At 42.2% G+C, this 16,393-nt stretch carries 18 protein-coding genes; 5 read left to right on the forward strand and 13 right to left on the reverse strand.

Annotated features, from left to right (window positions below; genetic code table 11):
* Nucleotides 1-61 precede the first annotated feature (61 nt).
* The 6 genes from folK to HT725_RS03995 all read right to left on the reverse strand — a co-directional run bounded on the left by folK (nt 62) and on the right by HT725_RS03995 (nt 6,226).
* Complete coding sequence (gene folK, locus HT725_RS03970) at nt 62-874, reverse strand: 2-amino-4-hydroxy-6-hydroxymethyldihydropteridine diphosphokinase (RefSeq protein ID WP_173253115.1); 813 nt, start codon at nt 872-874, stop codon at nt 62-64.
* Between the two features lie 123 nt (nt 875-997).
* Nucleotides 998-1,552 carry a GTP cyclohydrolase I FolE gene (folE, locus tag HT725_RS03975; protein WP_061827444.1) on the reverse strand — a complete coding sequence of 185 codons (555 nt, stop codon included), beginning with the start codon at nt 1,550-1,552 and terminating at the stop codon, nt 998-1,000.
* Complete coding sequence (locus tag HT725_RS03980) at nt 1,533-2,855, reverse strand: folylpolyglutamate synthase/dihydrofolate synthase family protein (protein ID WP_173218034.1); 1,323 nt, start codon at nt 2,853-2,855, stop codon at nt 1,533-1,535. The genes folE and HT725_RS03980 overlap by 20 nt, the downstream gene beginning before the upstream one ends.
* 1 nt (nt 2,856) lies before the next feature.
* Nucleotides 2,857-3,834: a dihydropteroate synthase gene (gene folP, locus HT725_RS03985; RefSeq protein WP_173253116.1), complete on the reverse strand. Its 978-nt coding sequence runs from the start codon at nt 3,832-3,834 to the stop codon at nt 2,857-2,859.
* A gap of 161 nt (nt 3,835-3,995) precedes the next feature.
* Nucleotides 3,996-4,703 (reverse strand): type II CAAX endopeptidase family protein, encoded by a 708-nt coding sequence (locus HT725_RS03990; protein WP_173253117.1) that lies wholly within the window; start codon nt 4,701-4,703, stop codon nt 3,996-3,998.
* A 104-nt stretch (nt 4,704-4,807) separates the two neighbouring features.
* The gene (locus HT725_RS03995) at nt 4,808-6,226 is read right to left on the reverse strand and encodes an NCS2 family permease (protein ID WP_173253118.1); all 1,419 of its coding nucleotides are present in this window, start codon (nt 6,224-6,226) and stop codon (nt 4,808-4,810) included.
* 189 nt (nt 6,227-6,415) lie between these two features.
* Here HT725_RS03995 and HT725_RS04000 point away from each other — a divergent pair, with 189 nt between their 5' ends.
* The 5 genes from HT725_RS04000 (at nt 6,416) to HT725_RS04020 (ending at nt 11,462) form a co-directional block, all read left to right on the forward strand.
* Nucleotides 6,416-7,228: a Cof-type HAD-IIB family hydrolase gene (locus HT725_RS04000; protein ID WP_173253119.1), complete on the forward strand. Its 813-nt coding sequence runs from the start codon at nt 6,416-6,418 to the stop codon at nt 7,226-7,228.
* Nucleotides 7,229-7,452: 224 nt separating this feature from the next.
* Complete coding sequence (gene adhP / locus HT725_RS04005) at nt 7,453-8,472, forward strand: alcohol dehydrogenase AdhP (protein ID WP_173253120.1); 1,020 nt, start codon at nt 7,453-7,455, stop codon at nt 8,470-8,472.
* Between the two features lie 234 nt (nt 8,473-8,706).
* Nucleotides 8,707-9,696 carry a PTS sugar transporter subunit IIB gene (locus HT725_RS04010; protein ID WP_166736650.1) on the forward strand — a complete coding sequence of 330 codons (990 nt, stop codon included), beginning with the start codon at nt 8,707-8,709 and terminating at the stop codon, nt 9,694-9,696.
* Between the two features lie 27 nt (nt 9,697-9,723).
* A complete protein-coding gene (locus tag HT725_RS04015; RefSeq protein WP_050222833.1) occupies nt 9,724-10,527 on the forward strand; it encodes a PTS mannose/fructose/sorbose transporter subunit IIC in 804 nt (267 codons plus the stop codon).
* Between the two features lie 23 nt (nt 10,528-10,550).
* Nucleotides 10,551-11,462: a PTS system mannose/fructose/sorbose family transporter subunit IID gene (locus HT725_RS04020; RefSeq protein WP_050222832.1), complete on the forward strand. Its 912-nt coding sequence runs from the start codon at nt 10,551-10,553 to the stop codon at nt 11,460-11,462.
* A 136-nt stretch (nt 11,463-11,598) separates the two neighbouring features.
* On the opposite strand, the gene pepC is transcribed toward HT725_RS04020, so the two are convergent.
* The 7 genes from pepC to HT725_RS04055 all read right to left on the reverse strand — a co-directional run bounded on the left by pepC (nt 11,599) and on the right by HT725_RS04055 (nt 16,296).
* Nucleotides 11,599-12,933: an aminopeptidase C gene (pepC, locus tag HT725_RS04025; RefSeq protein ID WP_166736649.1), complete on the reverse strand. Its 1,335-nt coding sequence runs from the start codon at nt 12,931-12,933 to the stop codon at nt 11,599-11,601.
* A 216-nt stretch (nt 12,934-13,149) separates the two neighbouring features.
* Complete coding sequence (locus HT725_RS04030) at nt 13,150-13,872, reverse strand: pseudouridine synthase (protein ID WP_173253121.1); 723 nt, start codon at nt 13,870-13,872, stop codon at nt 13,150-13,152.
* A gap of 213 nt (nt 13,873-14,085) precedes the next feature.
* Nucleotides 14,086-14,316 (reverse strand): GlsB/YeaQ/YmgE family stress response membrane protein, encoded by a 231-nt coding sequence (locus HT725_RS04035; protein WP_173218048.1) that lies wholly within the window; start codon nt 14,314-14,316, stop codon nt 14,086-14,088.
* Nucleotides 14,317-14,325: 9 nt separating this feature from the next.
* Complete coding sequence (locus HT725_RS04040) at nt 14,326-15,567, reverse strand: aminopeptidase (protein WP_173253122.1); 1,242 nt, start codon at nt 15,565-15,567, stop codon at nt 14,326-14,328.
* A gap of 21 nt (nt 15,568-15,588) precedes the next feature.
* Nucleotides 15,589-15,741: a hypothetical protein gene (locus HT725_RS04045; protein ID WP_000776626.1), complete on the reverse strand. Its 153-nt coding sequence runs from the start codon at nt 15,739-15,741 to the stop codon at nt 15,589-15,591.
* A gap of 20 nt (nt 15,742-15,761) precedes the next feature.
* Nucleotides 15,762-16,040 (reverse strand): type II toxin-antitoxin system YafQ family toxin, encoded by a 279-nt coding sequence (locus HT725_RS04050; RefSeq protein ID WP_042900272.1) that lies wholly within the window; start codon nt 16,038-16,040, stop codon nt 15,762-15,764.
* Complete coding sequence (locus HT725_RS04055; RefSeq protein WP_049551202.1) at nt 16,033-16,296, reverse strand: type II toxin-antitoxin system RelB/DinJ family antitoxin; 264 nt, start codon at nt 16,294-16,296, stop codon at nt 16,033-16,035. Before HT725_RS04055 ends, HT725_RS04050 begins: the two co-directional genes overlap by 8 nt.
* Nucleotides 16,297-16,393 lie beyond the last annotated feature (97 nt).

A 16,393-nucleotide genomic window follows, 5' to 3' on the forward strand; every position in this document is an offset into this window, starting at 1 on the left:
TTTTCGAAGAGTATAAAAACTCTAGCCTTCAGTTGCAAACGACTGAAAACTAGAGTTTTTTCTATTTTTTCAAAGCATTATACAAGTTACGGATCGGTTGCTTTAATGTCGGATGGATAAAATGAGGCGCAATTTCCTGTAAGGACTCAAGGACAAAAAGGCGTTCCGCTATGTAAGGATGAGGCAGGATGAGGTCGTCTGTATAAATGACCTGGTCCTCCACAAAGAGCAAGTCCAAATCAATCAAACGAGGTCCCCAATGCACTTCTCTCACCCGTCCCATCTCTGCTTCAATGGTTAACAAGGTTTCTAATAGCACTGGGGCAGGCAACCATGTTTCTACTTCAACCACTTGATTAGCAAAGCTATCTTGCTCCACACCACCCCAAGGCTCCGTCGTCAAGACACTGGACTCTTTGAGAATATGGATACCTCGATTTCGCATTTTCTCAATGGCTTGTCTCAAGTTTGCTTGTTTATCTCCCATATTGCTTCCTAGGGCGATAAAGGATCGTTGCTTGCGGCGATGAATGGCTACCGAGCAAGTATCTAGTGGCAAATGCACTGGCGCCCAAGGTTTTTTCAGTTCCAGCTTCATTTCTTGGACAAGAGGATAGGCCTCAAAAGTACGTTCCACCAGTTTATAAGCTACCGTTTCAATCAAATCCTCAGTTGTTTCCTGAAACCAAGTCGTCCACTGCTGACACAGTTCTCCATAATGGACAGAAGCCGTTAAATCCAAGTCTGTCGCCGCCTTGGTCATATCATAGGATAGGATGGCTGAAACGACAAACTTCTGCCCCAATTCCTTCTCACTAGGAAAAAGACCATGATAGGCAAAAATTTCCAAATCCTTAATCTGCAGTTGATCCATAATGATTCCTTTCTAGAAAAATCCGCCCAAAGCGGATTCTTTTTATACTCAATGAAAATCAAAGTGCAAACTAGGAAGCTAGCCGNNAAGCTGACGTGGTTTGAATTTGATTTTCGAAGAGTATTATAGTCCCATTAAACGATAAGCCTGATCTCGGAGGTCCTTATCTGTTTCAAATAGACCACGAGCTACTGTCGTCAAGGTGGCAGTGCCCGGTTTTCTGACACCACGCATGCTCATACACATATGTTCCGCCTCAATGACAACAAAGGCTCCTTTAGCGCCTAGATACTCCATCAAGGCATCAGCCACTTCGATATTCAACCGTTCTTGAATTTGTGGCTTTTTAGAATAAACTTCAACCGTACGAGCTAGCTTAGACAAACCTGCCACACGGCCATCTGGAATATAGGCAATATGCGCTCTACCATAAAATGGCAAGAAGTGGTGTTCACACATGGTATGGAAAAAAATATCCTTTTCTACCACCATATTATCGTCAATAATCTCAAAGGATTTTGACAAATGTTCCTCCGCTGTTTGACCAAGACCTGAAAAAATCTCTTGGTACATACGGGCTACACGAGCAGGTGTTTCCTGCAAGCCCTCGCGATTAACGTCCTCTCCGACAGCCTCGATAATCATTTTTACAGCTGCTTCAATCTTTTGTGTATCCATTCTCATTCTTCCTCTCCATCAGATAGGCTCTCACTTGGCTCAAGAAATACAAGGAACCCGTGACAATCCTAACTGTTTGTTTCTCTTCTTTTTTATCTGTCAATTTCTGCTCTAGAAAATCCTGCCAACCTTGGTAGTTGAGATTCCTAGACTTAGCTGCCTCTTCCAACACGCTTTCATCAGTCGCCCGACTATCTTCAAAATGTGTCAGAGTAAGCTCGGTATCTGGCATTGTCCCCAGCAAGTCCAACATATCCTCCAAGGCCTTGGTTTTGATACAAGTAAAGAGGATTTCCTTATGATAATCCGCAAAGCGTTCTTGCAAGGTTGCCAATAAGGCCTTGATAGCATGGGGATTGTGGGCCCCATCCAAAATCATCAGGGGGTCTCTCGACACAACTTCCAAACGCCCTGGCCAACTTGCTTCTTCCAAGGCTTGACCAAGTAGGTCATTGCTTGCTAGCTCTCGACCATCTTCTAAACAAAAAGTATCAAGTAAAGCTATGGCCATCCCAGCATTCTCTATCTGGTGCAAGCCAAGCAGGCTAGTCTGGAAGCGACCTTGTCTGACAGCACTTGTATAGTCAAAGACTTCCCCTGTCACCACACTTTCTTGATGGCTGACCTGATAATCTGTCCCGTAGGCAAATCTCAGTGCATCTTTCCCTTCCGCAATGCAGTCAATCATAGCCAAAGCTTCTGGAGCAATACGCCCTGTTACCAAGGGAATCCCTTGTTTGATAATACCTGCTTTCTGCTCTGCTATGGCATCCAAGGTGTCACCAAGTAGGGCCACATGATCCAGTCCAATAGTGGTGATGCCTGTCAAAATGGGCTGGCAGACATTGGTACTATCTAAAAGTCCACCCATGCCGACTTCCATGATAGCCACGTCTACTTGCTCCGAGGCAAAGTAATCATAGGCTATAGCTGTGATAATCTCAAACTCGGTTGTCCCCTGCAAATTGGCGGCCGTTTCTCCCTCCAGCAAAGACTGATAGTCTGCCATGAGGGCTTCTAGCCTCGCTTCTGGGATAGATTCTCCATTGATGCTAATCTGGTCTGTGTAATGAATGAGATAGGGCGAGCTGAACACCCCAACTCTCAGCCCCATCTTTTCTAGCATATTTTTCAAAAAAGCAATGGTCGAACCCTTGCCATTGGTCCCTCCGATATGGATAACCTTGAGTTTGAGATGGGGATTGCCACGCAAAGCTAACAGTTCCACCATTCGTTCCAAGCCAAAATGCGGTTGATCCGTCCGATAGTGGGCAATCCACTGATTGTTTTCAATTTCTTTCATCTTATTTATATTGTTTTAAATCTAAATTTTCCGCTTCATCAGCCAGACGAATGGCGGAGGCAATTTCAACTGCCATCCTGTGACTAGCTACATCATGCACGCGCACCACTTCCACACCCTGTCTTGCAGCGATACTAGTTACATGAGCCGAAGCCGTATCTCGATTGCGGAAACCAAGCTCTGTCTCAGGATTGACTTCAAAACCATTTTCTTCTAGGATATTGATGACAAATCGCTTGCGCGACACTCCAAGAAAGATTGGATAGCCCTTCTGATGTAGTTTATCCAAGTCCCGTAAAAGAAGCAGATTTTCTTTCTTGGTCAGACCAAAGCCAATTCCTGGATCCAACAGGATATTTTCTGGTACAATACCAGCTTCGTCCGCTCTCGCTAATGCTCGTTCAAAGAAAGCCTCCATCAAGTCTTCGATTGGCAATTTTTCGAAATCAGCTAACTCTTCCTCTGTAAAAGCTTGATTAAATCCAAAATGAGGGAATATGAGCGAGCTAGGATGCTGAGGTCGAGCCATAACTGGATTAAACATGATGACTACTTTCGCTCCAGCCTTAGCTACCACATGGGCCATTTTTTCATCACCCATAAGACCAGTGATATCATTGACTAGATTGGCACCAGCAGCCAAAGCAGCCTCTGCCACCTGACTCTTCCAAGTATCAATAGAAATGAGGACATCACTTTCCTTGCGAATCGCTTTAATCACTGGAACAACACGCTGGATTTCCTCTTCTATCTCAACAACATAGCTACTTCCCGGCCGAGTCGATTCTCCGCCGATATCTAGCATACTAGCCCCTTCGGCTATCAATTTACGAGCCTGCTGGAGCGCTTGCTCAAGAGCAAAAAATTGACCACCGTCCGAAAAAGAGTCTGGGGTTACATTGATAATTCCGCAAATAGCTGTCTTTGCATGATTGGCTTTACTTGACATATCGGTCACTCCCTCAAGGCTTTTCACCATATTATTTCTCTATTTTACCATAAAAAGAAAAAGATGGACACGATTGCATTCATCTTTTTCCCAGTAGAAACAAGTAAGCAATTGTCAATAATCTTATACTCTTCGAAAATCTCTTCAAACCACGTCAACGTCGCCTTGCCGTNNTTGATTTTCATTGAGTATTAAATAGAAATCCCTAATGTCCGACTCATGATCACCACAAGAGCCAACAAACAGAAAAAAACTCCATTAACAATCATGTGAAGTAAGATAGACATTTCCAAACGTTGGGTTTTATAAACTGTCCAAGTTAGCACAGTTGACATTCCTCCATAGATAAGAAGAGAAGGTAGATTTGTCGGTAAATGAAGCAAGGCAAAGATAATAGCACCGACTATATAACCCACATTTTCTTTACCACGAAAGAGTTTTTTAGGAATCACTCCTCGACATAAAATCTCCTCACAAATAGGAGCTATTAGAACCAGTAAGAAAAAACTGGAAATTAAGGAACTATTCTGGACCAAATCATTAATATTTGATTGATTGCTGGTTGTTGTTTCATTCATCAAACGCAGTAAGACCACACCAAGAATATTAAAGGCAAAAATCACTAGATAGCTTAAGGCCAATCTAGCCAAATCCTTAGCCTTGAAAAACGATAAACCAAAACTAGCCAACTGTGTTTTCCTAGCACCTATTATAAATACAGTTAAAACCACAAGAGATAAGACCCCTACTAATAGCCCAGTTTGAAGCAGTGGAAATTTTCTGCTAGTTAGAAAAGTTGCTAGGGCTAAAGGAAACTGAGAAAACAAAAGCCCTACTAGAAAGATTATTAACCACTTCCCCCTGTTTAATACTTCATCCCAAATATTCTTTTTTATCATCAATTATACTCCTACCATTCAATCAAAATCACCTACCTAGTTTGAAGCAATTTTCAAGTAACTATAATATAAAAAGGGGAGAACCCCTTTTTATATTATAGCATTTATAGTGCCATGCTGATGTAGTTCAGGATAAATAAGGCATCCAAAATCCAAATCATGACATGAACATCTTTAGCTTGACCTTTGACAAGCTTAGTCAAAGTGTAAGTCAAGAAACCAACTGCAATCCCTTGAGTGATAGAGTAGCTGAATCCCATAAAGATAGATGTGAAGAAGGCAGGAACCGCTTCAGACATATCGTCCCAATGGATATTTTTCAAGCTAGCCAACATCATAATCCCAACGATAATCAAGATTGGAGCTGTAGCGGCTGTTGGTACGATCGCTAGAAGTGGGCTAAAGAAGCTTGAAATCGCAAAACAGATAGCTACAACCAAGGCTGTCAAACCAGTACGTCCACCTGCACCGATACCAGCAGCAGACTCAACATAAGTCGTTACGTTTGAAGTACCTGCAATGGCACCGACTGTCGTTCCAATCAAATCAGAGTAAAGAGCCTTGTCCAACTTGGCTGATTGGTGATTTTCACCATTTGTCGCTACAATACCAACTTTTTCACCTGTACCGATCAAAGTACCAATTGTGTCAAAAATATCTGTCAATGAGAAGGCAAGAATGGCCATCAGAGTTTCAGGCAAGCGAGCTGTATCTGAAACCAAAGCTCCCAAACCTTCTGAACCGAGAGCTGCACCAAAGACTGTCTTCAAATCTTCAAAGGCTGCACCAACATGGTTATTAGCAAAATCGATGCTTGACAAATCTACCAAACCAACTGCAATAGCAAGAACAGTTGTTGTCAAGATAGAGAGGATAATTCCCCCTTTAATCCCTTTGATGACAAAGAAGATAGTAATGGCAAGTCCTGCAAGAGCCACCAAAACAGCTGGATTATTAAAGCTGACCAATCCTGGAACTGCTGAAGAGTTTGCTGCAATCGTTGCTTGAGCCTTGTCAGCCCCTTCTCCTATAACAGTATAGTTTCCTGGATCAATCGTGAATTTCAAAAGTCCAGCATTCTTAATCCCTACATAGGCAAGGAAGACACCGATACCAGCTGAAATAGCTGAGCGAAGAGCATTGGGAATTGATTCAATGATCATTTTACGAACATTTGTCAAGGTAATAATCAATGAAATAATCCCACAGATGAAGACCATAGCTAGGGCTTCTTGCCAAGAATAACCAAGTCCAAATACAACTGTAAAGGTAAAGAAGGCATTGAGTCCCATACCTGGCGCTTGAGCGTATGGCAAGTTAGCATAAAAAGCCATCATCAAGGTACCCGCTACTGCACCAATAATCGTTGCTAGGAAAACACCCTGAGCAGGCATTCCTGTTTGCGAAAGAATTTGTGGGTTTACAAAGAGAATATAGCTCATTGCAAAGAAAGTCGTTAAACCAGCGAGAACCTCTGTACGAACGTCTGTACCGTTCTCTTTTAGTTTAAATAATTTGTCCATTATCAATCTCCTTTTAATTTTTACGAACAATAATAGAATTATATCATTTATCATTCACTTTTTCAATATCTTTGTTTGATTTATTTAAGAATTTGATGAAATTTCTTTTTTGGTTTCGAATCTGCTTTTCTGCCTGCTTTTTGTTATAATAGTAGACATCTTATCTGAAAAGACACTAGAAAGGTCCCTATGACGAAAAAAATTATTGCAGTTGACCTGGATGGAACCCTGCTCAACTCAGACAGTCAAATTTCTGACTTTACCAAAGAAACAATTAAAAAAGTTGCTGAAAAAGGCCATCAGATTATTATTACGACGGGTCGCCCTTACCGCATGTCAAAAGATTTTTACCATGAACTAGGCTTAAACACTCCTATGATTAATTTCAACGGCTCCCTTACTCATTTACCAGACCAAGTTTGGGATTTTGAAAAGTGTTTAACTGTAGACAAAAAATATCTGCTAGACATGGTTCGACGTTCAGAGGACATTCAAGCCGATTTTATCGCTGGAGAATACCGTAAAAAATTCTACATTACAAATCCTAATGAAGAAATTGCCAATCCCAAACTATTTGGTGTAGAAGCTTTCCAGCCTGAAGATCAATTCCAGCCTGAATTAGTGACCAAGAACCCTAACTGTATTCTCTTGCAGACCAGAGCCCATGACAAATATGCCTTGGCAAAAGAAATGAACGCCTTCTACCAGCATCAACTGTCTATCAATACTTGGGGAGGTCCGCTCAATATCCTTGAATGTACCCCAAAAGGTGTCAACAAGGCCTTTGCCTTGGACTACTTGCTCAAGGTAATGAATCGTGACAAAAAAGATTTGATTGCCTTTGGAGATGAACACAATGATACCGAAATGCTCGCTTTTGCTGGGAAGGGCTATGCCATGAAAAATGCCAATCCAGAGCTACTCCCCTATGCCGATGAGCAAATTTCCTTGACAAATGACCAAGACGGGGTTGCCAAAACCCTACAAGATTTATTATTATAGCCCATTCTGACCAGCTTGCAAGCTGGTCTTTGTGCTCTTTTCACAGTCTCATCAACCAGTTAATCGATTGTTCTATTTTTTGCCTCCAAAACCTTGGAAAAGGCTTTCTTTTGTGATATACTTCACATATAAATACAAGAGAGCTCGTCACACTCGACTCTGTTGACACAAAATCAATCCAGTCCCGTTGTCCCTGTTCTCGGTCAATATAAAGGAGGATAGCTATGAAAGCTATTGTTGTAAATCCAGAAAGCACTGGTGTTGCTGTTGAAGAAAAAGTGCTCCGTCCACTTGAAACTGGGGAAGCACTTGTAGAAATTGAATACTGTGGCGTTTGCCACACCGACCTCCACGTTGCCCATGGTGACTTCGGTCAGGTACCAGGACGTGTCCTAGGTCACGAAGGTGTTGGTATCGTTAAAGAAATTGCCCCAGATGTGAAAAGCCTTAAAGTCGGTGACCGCGTCAGCGTTGCTTGGTTCTTTGAAGGATGTGGCACTTGCGAATACTGTACAACTGGCCGTGAAACTCTTTGCCGTACAGTAAAAAATGCTGGCTACTCAGTAGATGGTGGTATGGCTGAACAATGTATCGTAACTGCTGACTATGCTGTCAAAGTTCCTGACGGACTTGATCCAGCTCAAGCCTCTTCTATCACATGTGCTGGCGTAACAACCTATAAAGCGATTAAAGAAGCAAAAGTTGAACCAGGTCAATGGGTAGTTCTTTACGGTGCTGGTGGACTTGGTAACCTCGCTGTTCAATACGCTAAAAAAGTATTCAATGCTCATGTTATCGCAGTTGATATCAACAATGACAAACTTGCCCTTGCAAAAGAAGTAGGTGCTGACATTGTGATTAACGGCCTCGAAGTTGATGATGTACCAGGACTCATCAAGGAAAAAACTGATGGAGGAGCTCATTCAGCTGTCGTAACTGCTGTATCTAAAGTTGCCTTCAACCAGGCTGTTGACTCCGTTCGTGCTGGTGGTCGCGTCGTCGCTGTTGGTCTTCCTTCTGAAATGATGGAACTTAGCATCGTGAAAACAGTTTTAGATGGAATCCAAGTCATCGGTTCTCTTGTAGGAACTCGTAAAGACTTGGAAGAAGCCTTCCAATTCGGTGCAGAAGGTCTGGTAGTCCCAGTTGTTCAAAAACGTCCAGTAGAAGATGCTGTTGCCATTTTCGACGAAATGGAAAAAGGTCAAATCCAAGGACGTATGGTACTCGACTTCACCCACTAATTTCATAGAAACCTATTTTAAAAGTTGGAATGCTCTTCCAACTTTTTTATATTAAATTTTTAAATATGGATTCAAAAAAACTTCTCTAAAACTCAATATATCAACATTTTCAGATGTAATCTTTTTAATTATTTTATGATAAATAGTTGATTTTTAGATGAAAACGGTTTATACTTAAAAAGTCTTAAAGTTTTCTTAAACGAAAACTAAAACAAAAAAGGAGGAATGACAATAATGAGTATCGGAATCATTATTGCGAGCCACGGCGAGTTTGCTGCGGGTATTCATCAGTCAGGATCTATGATCTTTGGTGAACAAGAAAAGGTTCAAGTTGTAACCTTTATGCCAAATGAAGGTCCTGATGATCTATACGCTAAGTTTAATAACGCTGTTGCTGCATTTGACGCAGAAGATGAGGTTCTAGTTTTGGCTGACCTTTGGAGTGGATCTCCATTTAACCAAGCTAGCCGCGTGATGGGAGAAAATCCTGAGCGTAAGTTTGCCATCATCACAGGACTGAACTTACCGATGTTAATTCAAGCCTACACAGAGCGCCTCATGGACGCTGCTGCAGGTGTAGAAAAAGTCGCTGCGAATATTATCAAAGAAGCCAAAGATGGCATCAAAGCTCTTCCAGAAGAGCTAAACCCAGTTGAAGAAGTTGCAAGCGCTGCAGCTGCTCCAGTTGCCCAAGCTGCTATTCCAGAAGGAACTGTCATCGGAGACGGTAAACTCAAAATCAACCTTGCCCGTCTTGACACACGTCTACTTCACGGTCAGGTTGCAACTGCTTGGACTCCAGATTCAAAAGCAGACCGTATCATCGTTGCTTCAGATAACGTAGCTAAAGACGAATTACGTAAAGAATTGATTAAACAGGCAGCTCCAGGTAATGTCAAGGCTAACGTGGTTCCAATTCAAAAACTGATTGAGGTTTCAAAAGACCCACGTTTTGGAGAAACACATGCCCTTATCTTGTTTGAAACACCTCAAGATGCCCTTCGTGCCATCGAAGGCGGCGTGCCAATCAAAACTCTTAATGTTGGATCAATGGCTCACTCAACAGGTAAAACATTGGTCAATACTGTTTTGTCGATGGACAAAGAAGACGTTGCTACATTTGAAAAAATGCGTGACCTCGGTGTTGAATTTGACGTACGTAAAGTACCAAATGATTCTAAAAAAGATTTGTTTGACTTGATTAACAAAGCCAATGTCAAATAAGCCATTATTTATGAAAGGATTTTAAACATGTCTATTATTTCTATGGTTTTAGTAGTCGTTGTAGCCTTCCTTGCAGGTCTTGAAGGTGTCCTCGACCAATTCCAATTTCACCAACCACTTGTAGCCTGTACCCTTATTGGGCTTGTAACAGGTCACTTGGAAGCAGGGATTATCCTCGGTGGATCGCTTCAAATGATTGCCCTTGGTTGGTCAAATATCGGTGCTGCTATCGCTCCTGATGCTGCACTTGCTTCTGTCGCTGCTGCCATTATCATGGTTCTTGGTGGTGACTTTACTAAGACAGGTATCGGTGTTGCCCAAGCGGTTGCTATCCCTCTTGCCGTTGCTGGTCTATTCTTAACTATGATTGTTCGTACAATCTCAGTTGGTTTGGTTCATACTGCAGATGCTGCCGCTAAAAAAGGTGACTTCGGCGCTGTGGAGCGTGCGCATTTTATTGCGCTACTTTTCCAAGGACTTCGTATTGCGCTTCCTGCAGCTCTTCTCCTTATGGTACCAACTGAAACTGTACAAAGTATCCTTAGTGCTATGCCAGACTGGCTCAAAGATGGTATGGCTATCGGTGGTGGTATGGTCGTTGCCGTTGGTTACGCCATGGTTATCAACATGATGGCAACTCGTGAAGTATGGCCATTCTTCGCTCTTGGTTTCGTTCTTGCTGCCGTATCAGACATTACTCTAATCGGATTCGGTGCTATCGGTGTTGCTATCGCGCTTATCTACCTTCACCTTTCTAAAACTGGTGGAAATGGTGGTGGTGGTGCCGCAACTTCTAACGACCCAATCGGCGATATCCTCGAAGACTACTAAGATAAGAAAGGACTGAAAACATCATGACTGAAAAACTTCAATTAACTAAATCAGATCGTAAAAAAGTTTGGTGGCGTTCAACCTTCTTACAAGGGTCTTGGAACTTTGAACGGATGCAAAACTTGGGCTGGGCTTATACACTCATTCCAGCTATCAAAAAACTCTATACTAAAAAAGAAGATCAAATCGCTGCTCTTGAGCGTCACCTTGAGTTCTTCAACACTCATCCATACGTAGCTGCTCCAATCATGGGGGTTACTCTTGCGCTTGAAGAAGAACGTGCTAACGGTGTGGAAATCGATGACGCTGCTATCCAAGGGGTTAAAATCGGTATGATGGGACCTCTTGCTGGTATCGGTGACCCAGTATTCTGGTTTACAGTACGCCCAATCCTTGGATCTCTCGGTGCTTCACTTGCCCTTACTGGCAATATCTTGGGTCCACTCCTCTTCTTTGTTGCATGGAACTTGATTCGTATGTCATTCTTGTGGTATGTTCAAGAGGTTGGATACAAGGCTGGATCAGAAATCACTAAAGATATGTCTGGCGGTATCCTTCAAGACATCACTAAAGGAGCTTCTATCCTTGGGATGTTCATTCTTGCTGTCCTTGTTCAACGCTGGGTAAATATTAAATTTGCTTTCGATGTTTCTAAAGTTCAACTAGATGAAAAGGCTTATATCCATTGGGATAAATTGCCAGAAGGATCTAAAGGTATCCAAGAAGCATTCGCACAAGTAGGACAAGGATTGTCTCAAACACCGGAAAAAGTTACTACTTTCCAACAAAACTTGGATATGTTGATTCCTGGATTATCAGGACTACTCCTTACTTTACTTTGCATGTACTTGCTTAAGAAAAAAGTATCTCCAATCACTATTATCCTTGCACTCTTCGCAGTGGGTATTGTGGCACATGTTCTTCACATCATGTAATCAAGCAACTTAAAAGGAACCAGGTTCTAAAATCTGATTCCTTTTTTCTATGCTTTTATACTCAATGAAAATCAAAGAGCAAACTAGGAAGCGAGCCGCAGGCTGTACTTGAGTANNATTTGATTTTCGAAGAGTATTATTCTGCCAAGGCTCCCATTGGATCCCAAGGTGCGAGTACAATTGGTTCTGCTTCATAGGCTGCTTGTTCTTCTGCTGTCAGCAATTCCTTACGGACAACGATTTGGTAAGTGTATTCGTCCATCCAAGCGTCTGAGGCAACAAAGTAACCATCTGTACCTACCTTATCTCCCCAAGAGTTTTCAACCTTCCACTTGGTTGACTTACCATTTTCATCCAAGTCAACACCTGTCAAGACCATAGCGTGGGTCATTAAGCTTTCGCTGTAGTCCAAACGTCCAGCCTTATCTTGAGTAAGTTTAATGTCCATGCTTGATTCAAAGTCATAAACATCTGTCGCAAGGATTCCAGCTTTGCGGTTGCTGAGCTGGCCGACATCAGAGCCAAACCAAACAGTCTCACCTGCTTGCATTTGGGCAATCGCCAATTCTTTCAAGCGCTCCATCGGCACGTTGATGTAACGAACCGCACGGCTACCAACCACATTCCCCAACATCTCAACTGTGTAAGATTGACCGTAAGGCTTGTCAGCAGTTGGAGCATTGATAACAGAAACGTAGTCTTCTAGCGGAAGATTGACATATTTCTTGTAAAATTCTTGTGGAGTAATGCTCTTTTCGCTTTGGTAGTTATTATCCTTATCACGATAAGCAAAGTCAAATTTACGTGGCGGAAGACCCAATGACATAGCAAGGAAATTAAAGATTTCTTGCAAGAGGTCTTCTTTCTTAGCTTGAACAGTCGCTTGATCTGCACCAGAAACAAGCAAATCACGCAAGATTTGAGCATCTTGACGAAGCAATTTATTAAGGATAGCATTTAGCTCACGACTGCTACTAGATGAAACAGACTCAGGATAAACTGACTTAGGCACTACACCATATTTCTCAAAGAGGGAAACGACCATATCCCATTGACCACCATCTTGTTGAGGTGTTTGAAGTAGGAATTTAACCTTACGGCTCGTCAAGTCTTGGTCTGCAGTCGCAATCACTTGCTCCAAAAACCAGTTGGATTTCTCATACTTGTCCCAGAAGAATGTATGAGCCTGTGACAACTCAAAATTTTCCAATTTATATTGTGAAATGAGTTTGTGGCGGAAGGTATTAAGAGCTGCAAACATCCAGCAACGACCAGACGCTTTCTGGTTAGTTACCTTGTCCTTAGTCAAATCCAATGAGAAAACAGGTGTGTTATCTACATGGCTTTGGCGACGTTCCAGAGCTGCAAAAATTCCGTTGTGGCTAGCAGCATTTTCAATCGCTTGGTATTTTACATTTGCTTCATAATTGGCAAATAGTTTATCAGTAAATGATTTTTGAATCGCGTTCATAGATTCCTCCTTTTATTCTACAGTCTATTATAACTCTTTTCACAAAGGAAGCAACTAAAAAACATAAAAGGCAAGGACATTGTCCCTCACCTTTTTCAAATTTATACTCTTCGAAAATCTCTTCAAACCACGTCAACGTCGCCTTGCCGTACTCAAGTACAGCCTGCGGCTAGTTTCCTAGTTTGCTCTTTGATTTTCATTGAGTATTAAACTAAATTAAATAATATTAGCACGGAGAATTTCTAATTCTTCCTTGGTCAAGCGACGCCATTCCCCTCGTTCTAGGTTCTCATCCAAGACTAGCGTTCCCATAGTCAAACGTTGCAAGTCCACTACTTCCTTACCACAGTAAGCCACCATACGTTTGACCTGGTGGAACTTCCCTTCTGCAATAGTCACACGGATTTGGCTCTGATTCTTTTCTGCATCTGTGGAAAGAATCTCCAGTCCAGCGGGCTGACAGGTAAAGTCTTTGAGCGGAATACCCTCAGCAAATATCTCCACATCTTCTTGGGTCATAATTCCCTTGACCTGAGCCAGATAGGTCTTATCCACATGACGCTTAGGTGAAAGAAGAGCATGGGCCAGCTTGCCGTCATTGGTCAAGAGCAAAAGACCATGCGTGTCAATATCCAAGCGTCCTACTGGGAAAACTTCCTTGCTCCGAGCCAAGTCATCCAACAAGTCCAGAACGGTTCTGTGCTTGGGATCCTCAGTCGCTGAAATAACTCCTTGGGGTTTGTTCATCATGTAGTAGACAAACTCTTCATACTCCAGCACTTGCCCATCAAAGCGAATCTCATCTCTTTCTTCATCAATCTGCAATTTAGCTGATTTTTCTTTTTTACCATTTACCGTCACACGCCCGGACTTGAGCAAGTTTTTGACCTCAGTCCGACTTCCCACAGCGCAGGCAACTAAAAATTTATCCAATCTCATAGAACTATTATATCATATCAAAAGGAGACTGGTACAATGACCAACCTCCTTTTCGTTTCATACTCTTCAAAAATCTCTTCAAACCGCGTCAAGGTCGCCTTGCCGTATATATGTTACTGACTTCGTCAGTTTCATCTACAGCCTCAAAACAGTGTTTTGAGCTGACTTCGTCAGTTTCATCNNTGATTTTCATTGAGTATCAGATTTAAGAAATTAACTTCCTCGTCTCCAGAAAATAGCTAAAACAATCATAGCTCCTAAAATCGCTGGGATAATGGCTGTTCCTGATATAATTGGTCCCCAAGTCCCAAAAAGCAAATGCCCTATAAAGGCACCAATCCAGCCTAGAAACATTTTTCCAAAACATCCCATTCGCTCTCCACGATTAGTCAGAGTACCTGCTAAAAATCCCACTAGGAGACCAACGAACATACTTCCTAACATATTATCTCCTTAATTTGCCCAATCTCCGTTACGGAAGAGTGGTACACTTGTCCCATCCTCACGGATACCATCTATATCCATTTGACTAGAACCAATCATAAAGTCTACGTGAACATCTGAACGGTTAAGCCCCGCAGCTTCAAGCTCTTCTTCGCTCATCTCCGCTCCACCAGCTACGCTAGTCGCATATGCTGCACCAATAGCCAAGTGGTTTGAAGCATTCTCATCGAAAAGGGTGTTAAAGAAGGTAATACCTGACTGAGAAATTGGGCTTGGATCTGGTACCAAGGCACATTCACCCAAGGCACGCGCACCCGCATTTTCAAAGACAAGGTCTTTCATGACTTGATCGCCTTTTTCTGCAGTGATATCCACAATTTGTCCATCCTTGAAGGTTACTTTAATGCCTTCGATGATATTTCCATTATAGCTAAGCGGTTTTGTAGAAGTGACATAACCATCTGCGCGATGAAAATCAGGTGCTGTGAAGACTTCTTCAGTTGGCATATTTGGCAAGAAGCCTTCGCCCTGGGCATTGATAGCACCAGCTGATTCCCAAACGTGGTTCTTTGGCAAACCAAGGGTCAAATCTGTCCCTGGCGCTGTGTAGTGAAGGGCTGAAAATTGCTCCTTATTAAGCATATCGGCCTTGCTCTTGAGGATAGCTGCATGTTCCTCCCAAGCCTTAACAGGATCTGCTTCGTAGACACGGCAAGTTTTGAAGATTTGGTCCCAAAGGAGATCGACTGCTTCTTCATCGCTCGCAGCATTTGGAAAGACTTTCTTAGCCCACTCAAGTCCAGCAGCGGCTGCTACAGTCCAACTAACCTTGTTGGATTGCGTTGCGATGCGCATTGGCTTCATAGCGAGTCCCATAGCTTTAGCAGAAGCTGAAAGCTTGTCAGCGTCCACACCGTTCAAAGCACCTGGGTCAGAAGAACGAACTCCGAGACGGCTAGCCTTGTTCTCCAAGAGATAGTTCATCTCGGCAATCTTGTATTCTGGTACATTGTCCAGACTCTCCATCGGTGCGTGGAGGAATTTCTCACGGTTAATGACATCATCTGTCCACTGAACGATGACCTCATGCGCACCCAAGGCATAAGCTTCTTTGACGATTAAGTGAGCCAACTCACGTTGCTCCACATCGATAGAGAGAGCCAAAGTATGACCAGGTTGCACGTTAATTCCGTTCGCAACCAACAATTTCGCATATTTTTCTAGATTTTCTTTAAAATTTGGTAAAACCATGTAATTTTCTCTTTTCTATTTTTATTTTTCTTTCAAAGCAGAGAATAATCCTGCTAAAGCAATAGCACCTGACAAGAGTGCTGTTGATAGAAGAATTGTCTGATCAGCAAGTTCCAATTGATACTCAAACACCTTCTCAGCCGGCTTATCTTCCGCAAAAATTCTTAGTTTCATGAGAACCCCCTTAAAATTTATTAAAACAAATCACTATGACTTCCTGTCCTAAGCAAATTTAAAATCAATTCTTCCTTGTCTACTTTATAAACCAAAAGCCAATCTGGCTGGATATGGCATTCACGAACTCCTTGAAAATGCTTGGATGCCGTCAATTGATGATCACGATATCTAGCAGGAAGTTCTTTTTCTTGAACAAGAAAATTTAAAACTTCTTCTAATAATTCTGCCTTCAAACCACGCTTCATAGCCAACTTAAAATCTTTTTTAAACTGTTTATGATAACGAATCTTAAGCACGCAAATCCTCCATCAAGTCAGAAACTGATTCAAAAGACTGGCTCATATTACGATTTTGGTCTAAATCCGTTAACACTTGGAGCAACTTCCGATTTTCGTCTAGTCTAACATCAAAAGGTAATCCCTGATATTGAATAGCCTGACGAAGGAAAATATTAATAGCTGTTGTCATATCCATTCCCAGATTACTAAACACCTGTTGGGCCTGCTCCTTGACCTCACTATCCAAACGGATACTCATGCTCGTCTTTGACATACTCTCACCCTCTTTCTATAGACTATTTTAACAAAAAAGAAGGCTAATGTAAATCTATTAGATATACGTTAGCCTCTTTGAATAGATGATTAAACAA

Source organism: Streptococcus sp. 2579 (genome assembly GCF_013277195.1).
Lineage (GTDB): Bacteria > Bacillota > Bacilli > Lactobacillales > Streptococcaceae > Streptococcus.

Bases quoted from the DNA above. Each gene is read 5' to 3' on its own strand.
- folK (WP_173253115.1), bottom strand. From the start codon at position 874: ATGGATCAACTGCAGATTAAGGATTTGGAAATTTTTGCCTATCATGGT.
- folE (WP_061827444.1), bottom strand. From the start codon at position 1,552: ATGGATACACAAAAGATTGAAGCAGCTGTAAAAATGATTATCGAGGCT.
- HT725_RS03980 (WP_173218034.1), bottom strand. From the start codon at position 2,855: ATGAAAGAAATTGAAAACAATCAGTGGATTGCCCACTATCGGACGGAT.
- folP (WP_173253116.1), bottom strand. From the start codon at position 3,834: ATGGTGAAAAGCCTTGAGGGAGTGACCGATATGTCAAGTAAAGCCAAT.
- HT725_RS03990 (WP_173253117.1), bottom strand. From the start codon at position 4,703: ATGATAAAAAAGAATATTTGGGATGAAGTATTAAACAGGGGGAAGTGG.
- HT725_RS03995 (WP_173253118.1), bottom strand. From the start codon at position 6,226: ATGGACAAATTATTTAAACTAAAAGAGAACGGTACAGACGTTCGTACA.
- HT725_RS04000 (WP_173253119.1), top strand. From the start codon at position 6,416: ATGACGAAAAAAATTATTGCAGTTGACCTGGATGGAACCCTGCTCAAC.
- adhP (WP_173253120.1), top strand. From the start codon at position 7,453: ATGAAAGCTATTGTTGTAAATCCAGAAAGCACTGGTGTTGCTGTTGAA.
- HT725_RS04010 (WP_166736650.1), top strand. From the start codon at position 8,707: ATGAGTATCGGAATCATTATTGCGAGCCACGGCGAGTTTGCTGCGGGT.
- HT725_RS04015 (WP_050222833.1), top strand. From the start codon at position 9,724: ATGTCTATTATTTCTATGGTTTTAGTAGTCGTTGTAGCCTTCCTTGCA.
- HT725_RS04020 (WP_050222832.1), top strand. From the start codon at position 10,551: ATGACTGAAAAACTTCAATTAACTAAATCAGATCGTAAAAAAGTTTGG.
- pepC (WP_166736649.1), bottom strand. From the start codon at position 12,933: ATGAACGCGATTCAAAAATCATTTACTGATAAACTATTTGCCAATTAT.
- HT725_RS04030 (WP_173253121.1), bottom strand. From the start codon at position 13,872: ATGAGATTGGATAAATTTTTAGTTGCCTGCGCTGTGGGAAGTCGGACT.
- HT725_RS04035 (WP_173218048.1), bottom strand. From the start codon at position 14,316: ATGTTAGGAAGTATGTTCGTTGGTCTCCTAGTGGGATTTTTAGCAGGT.
- HT725_RS04040 (WP_173253122.1), bottom strand. From the start codon at position 15,567: ATGGTTTTACCAAATTTTAAAGAAAATCTAGAAAAATATGCGAAATTG.
- HT725_RS04045 (WP_000776626.1), bottom strand. From the start codon at position 15,741: ATGAAACTAAGAATTTTTGCGGAAGATAAGCCGGCTGAGAAGGTGTTT.
- HT725_RS04055 (WP_049551202.1), bottom strand. From the start codon at position 16,296: ATGTCAAAGACGAGCATGAGTATCCGTTTGGATAGTGAGGTCAAGGAG.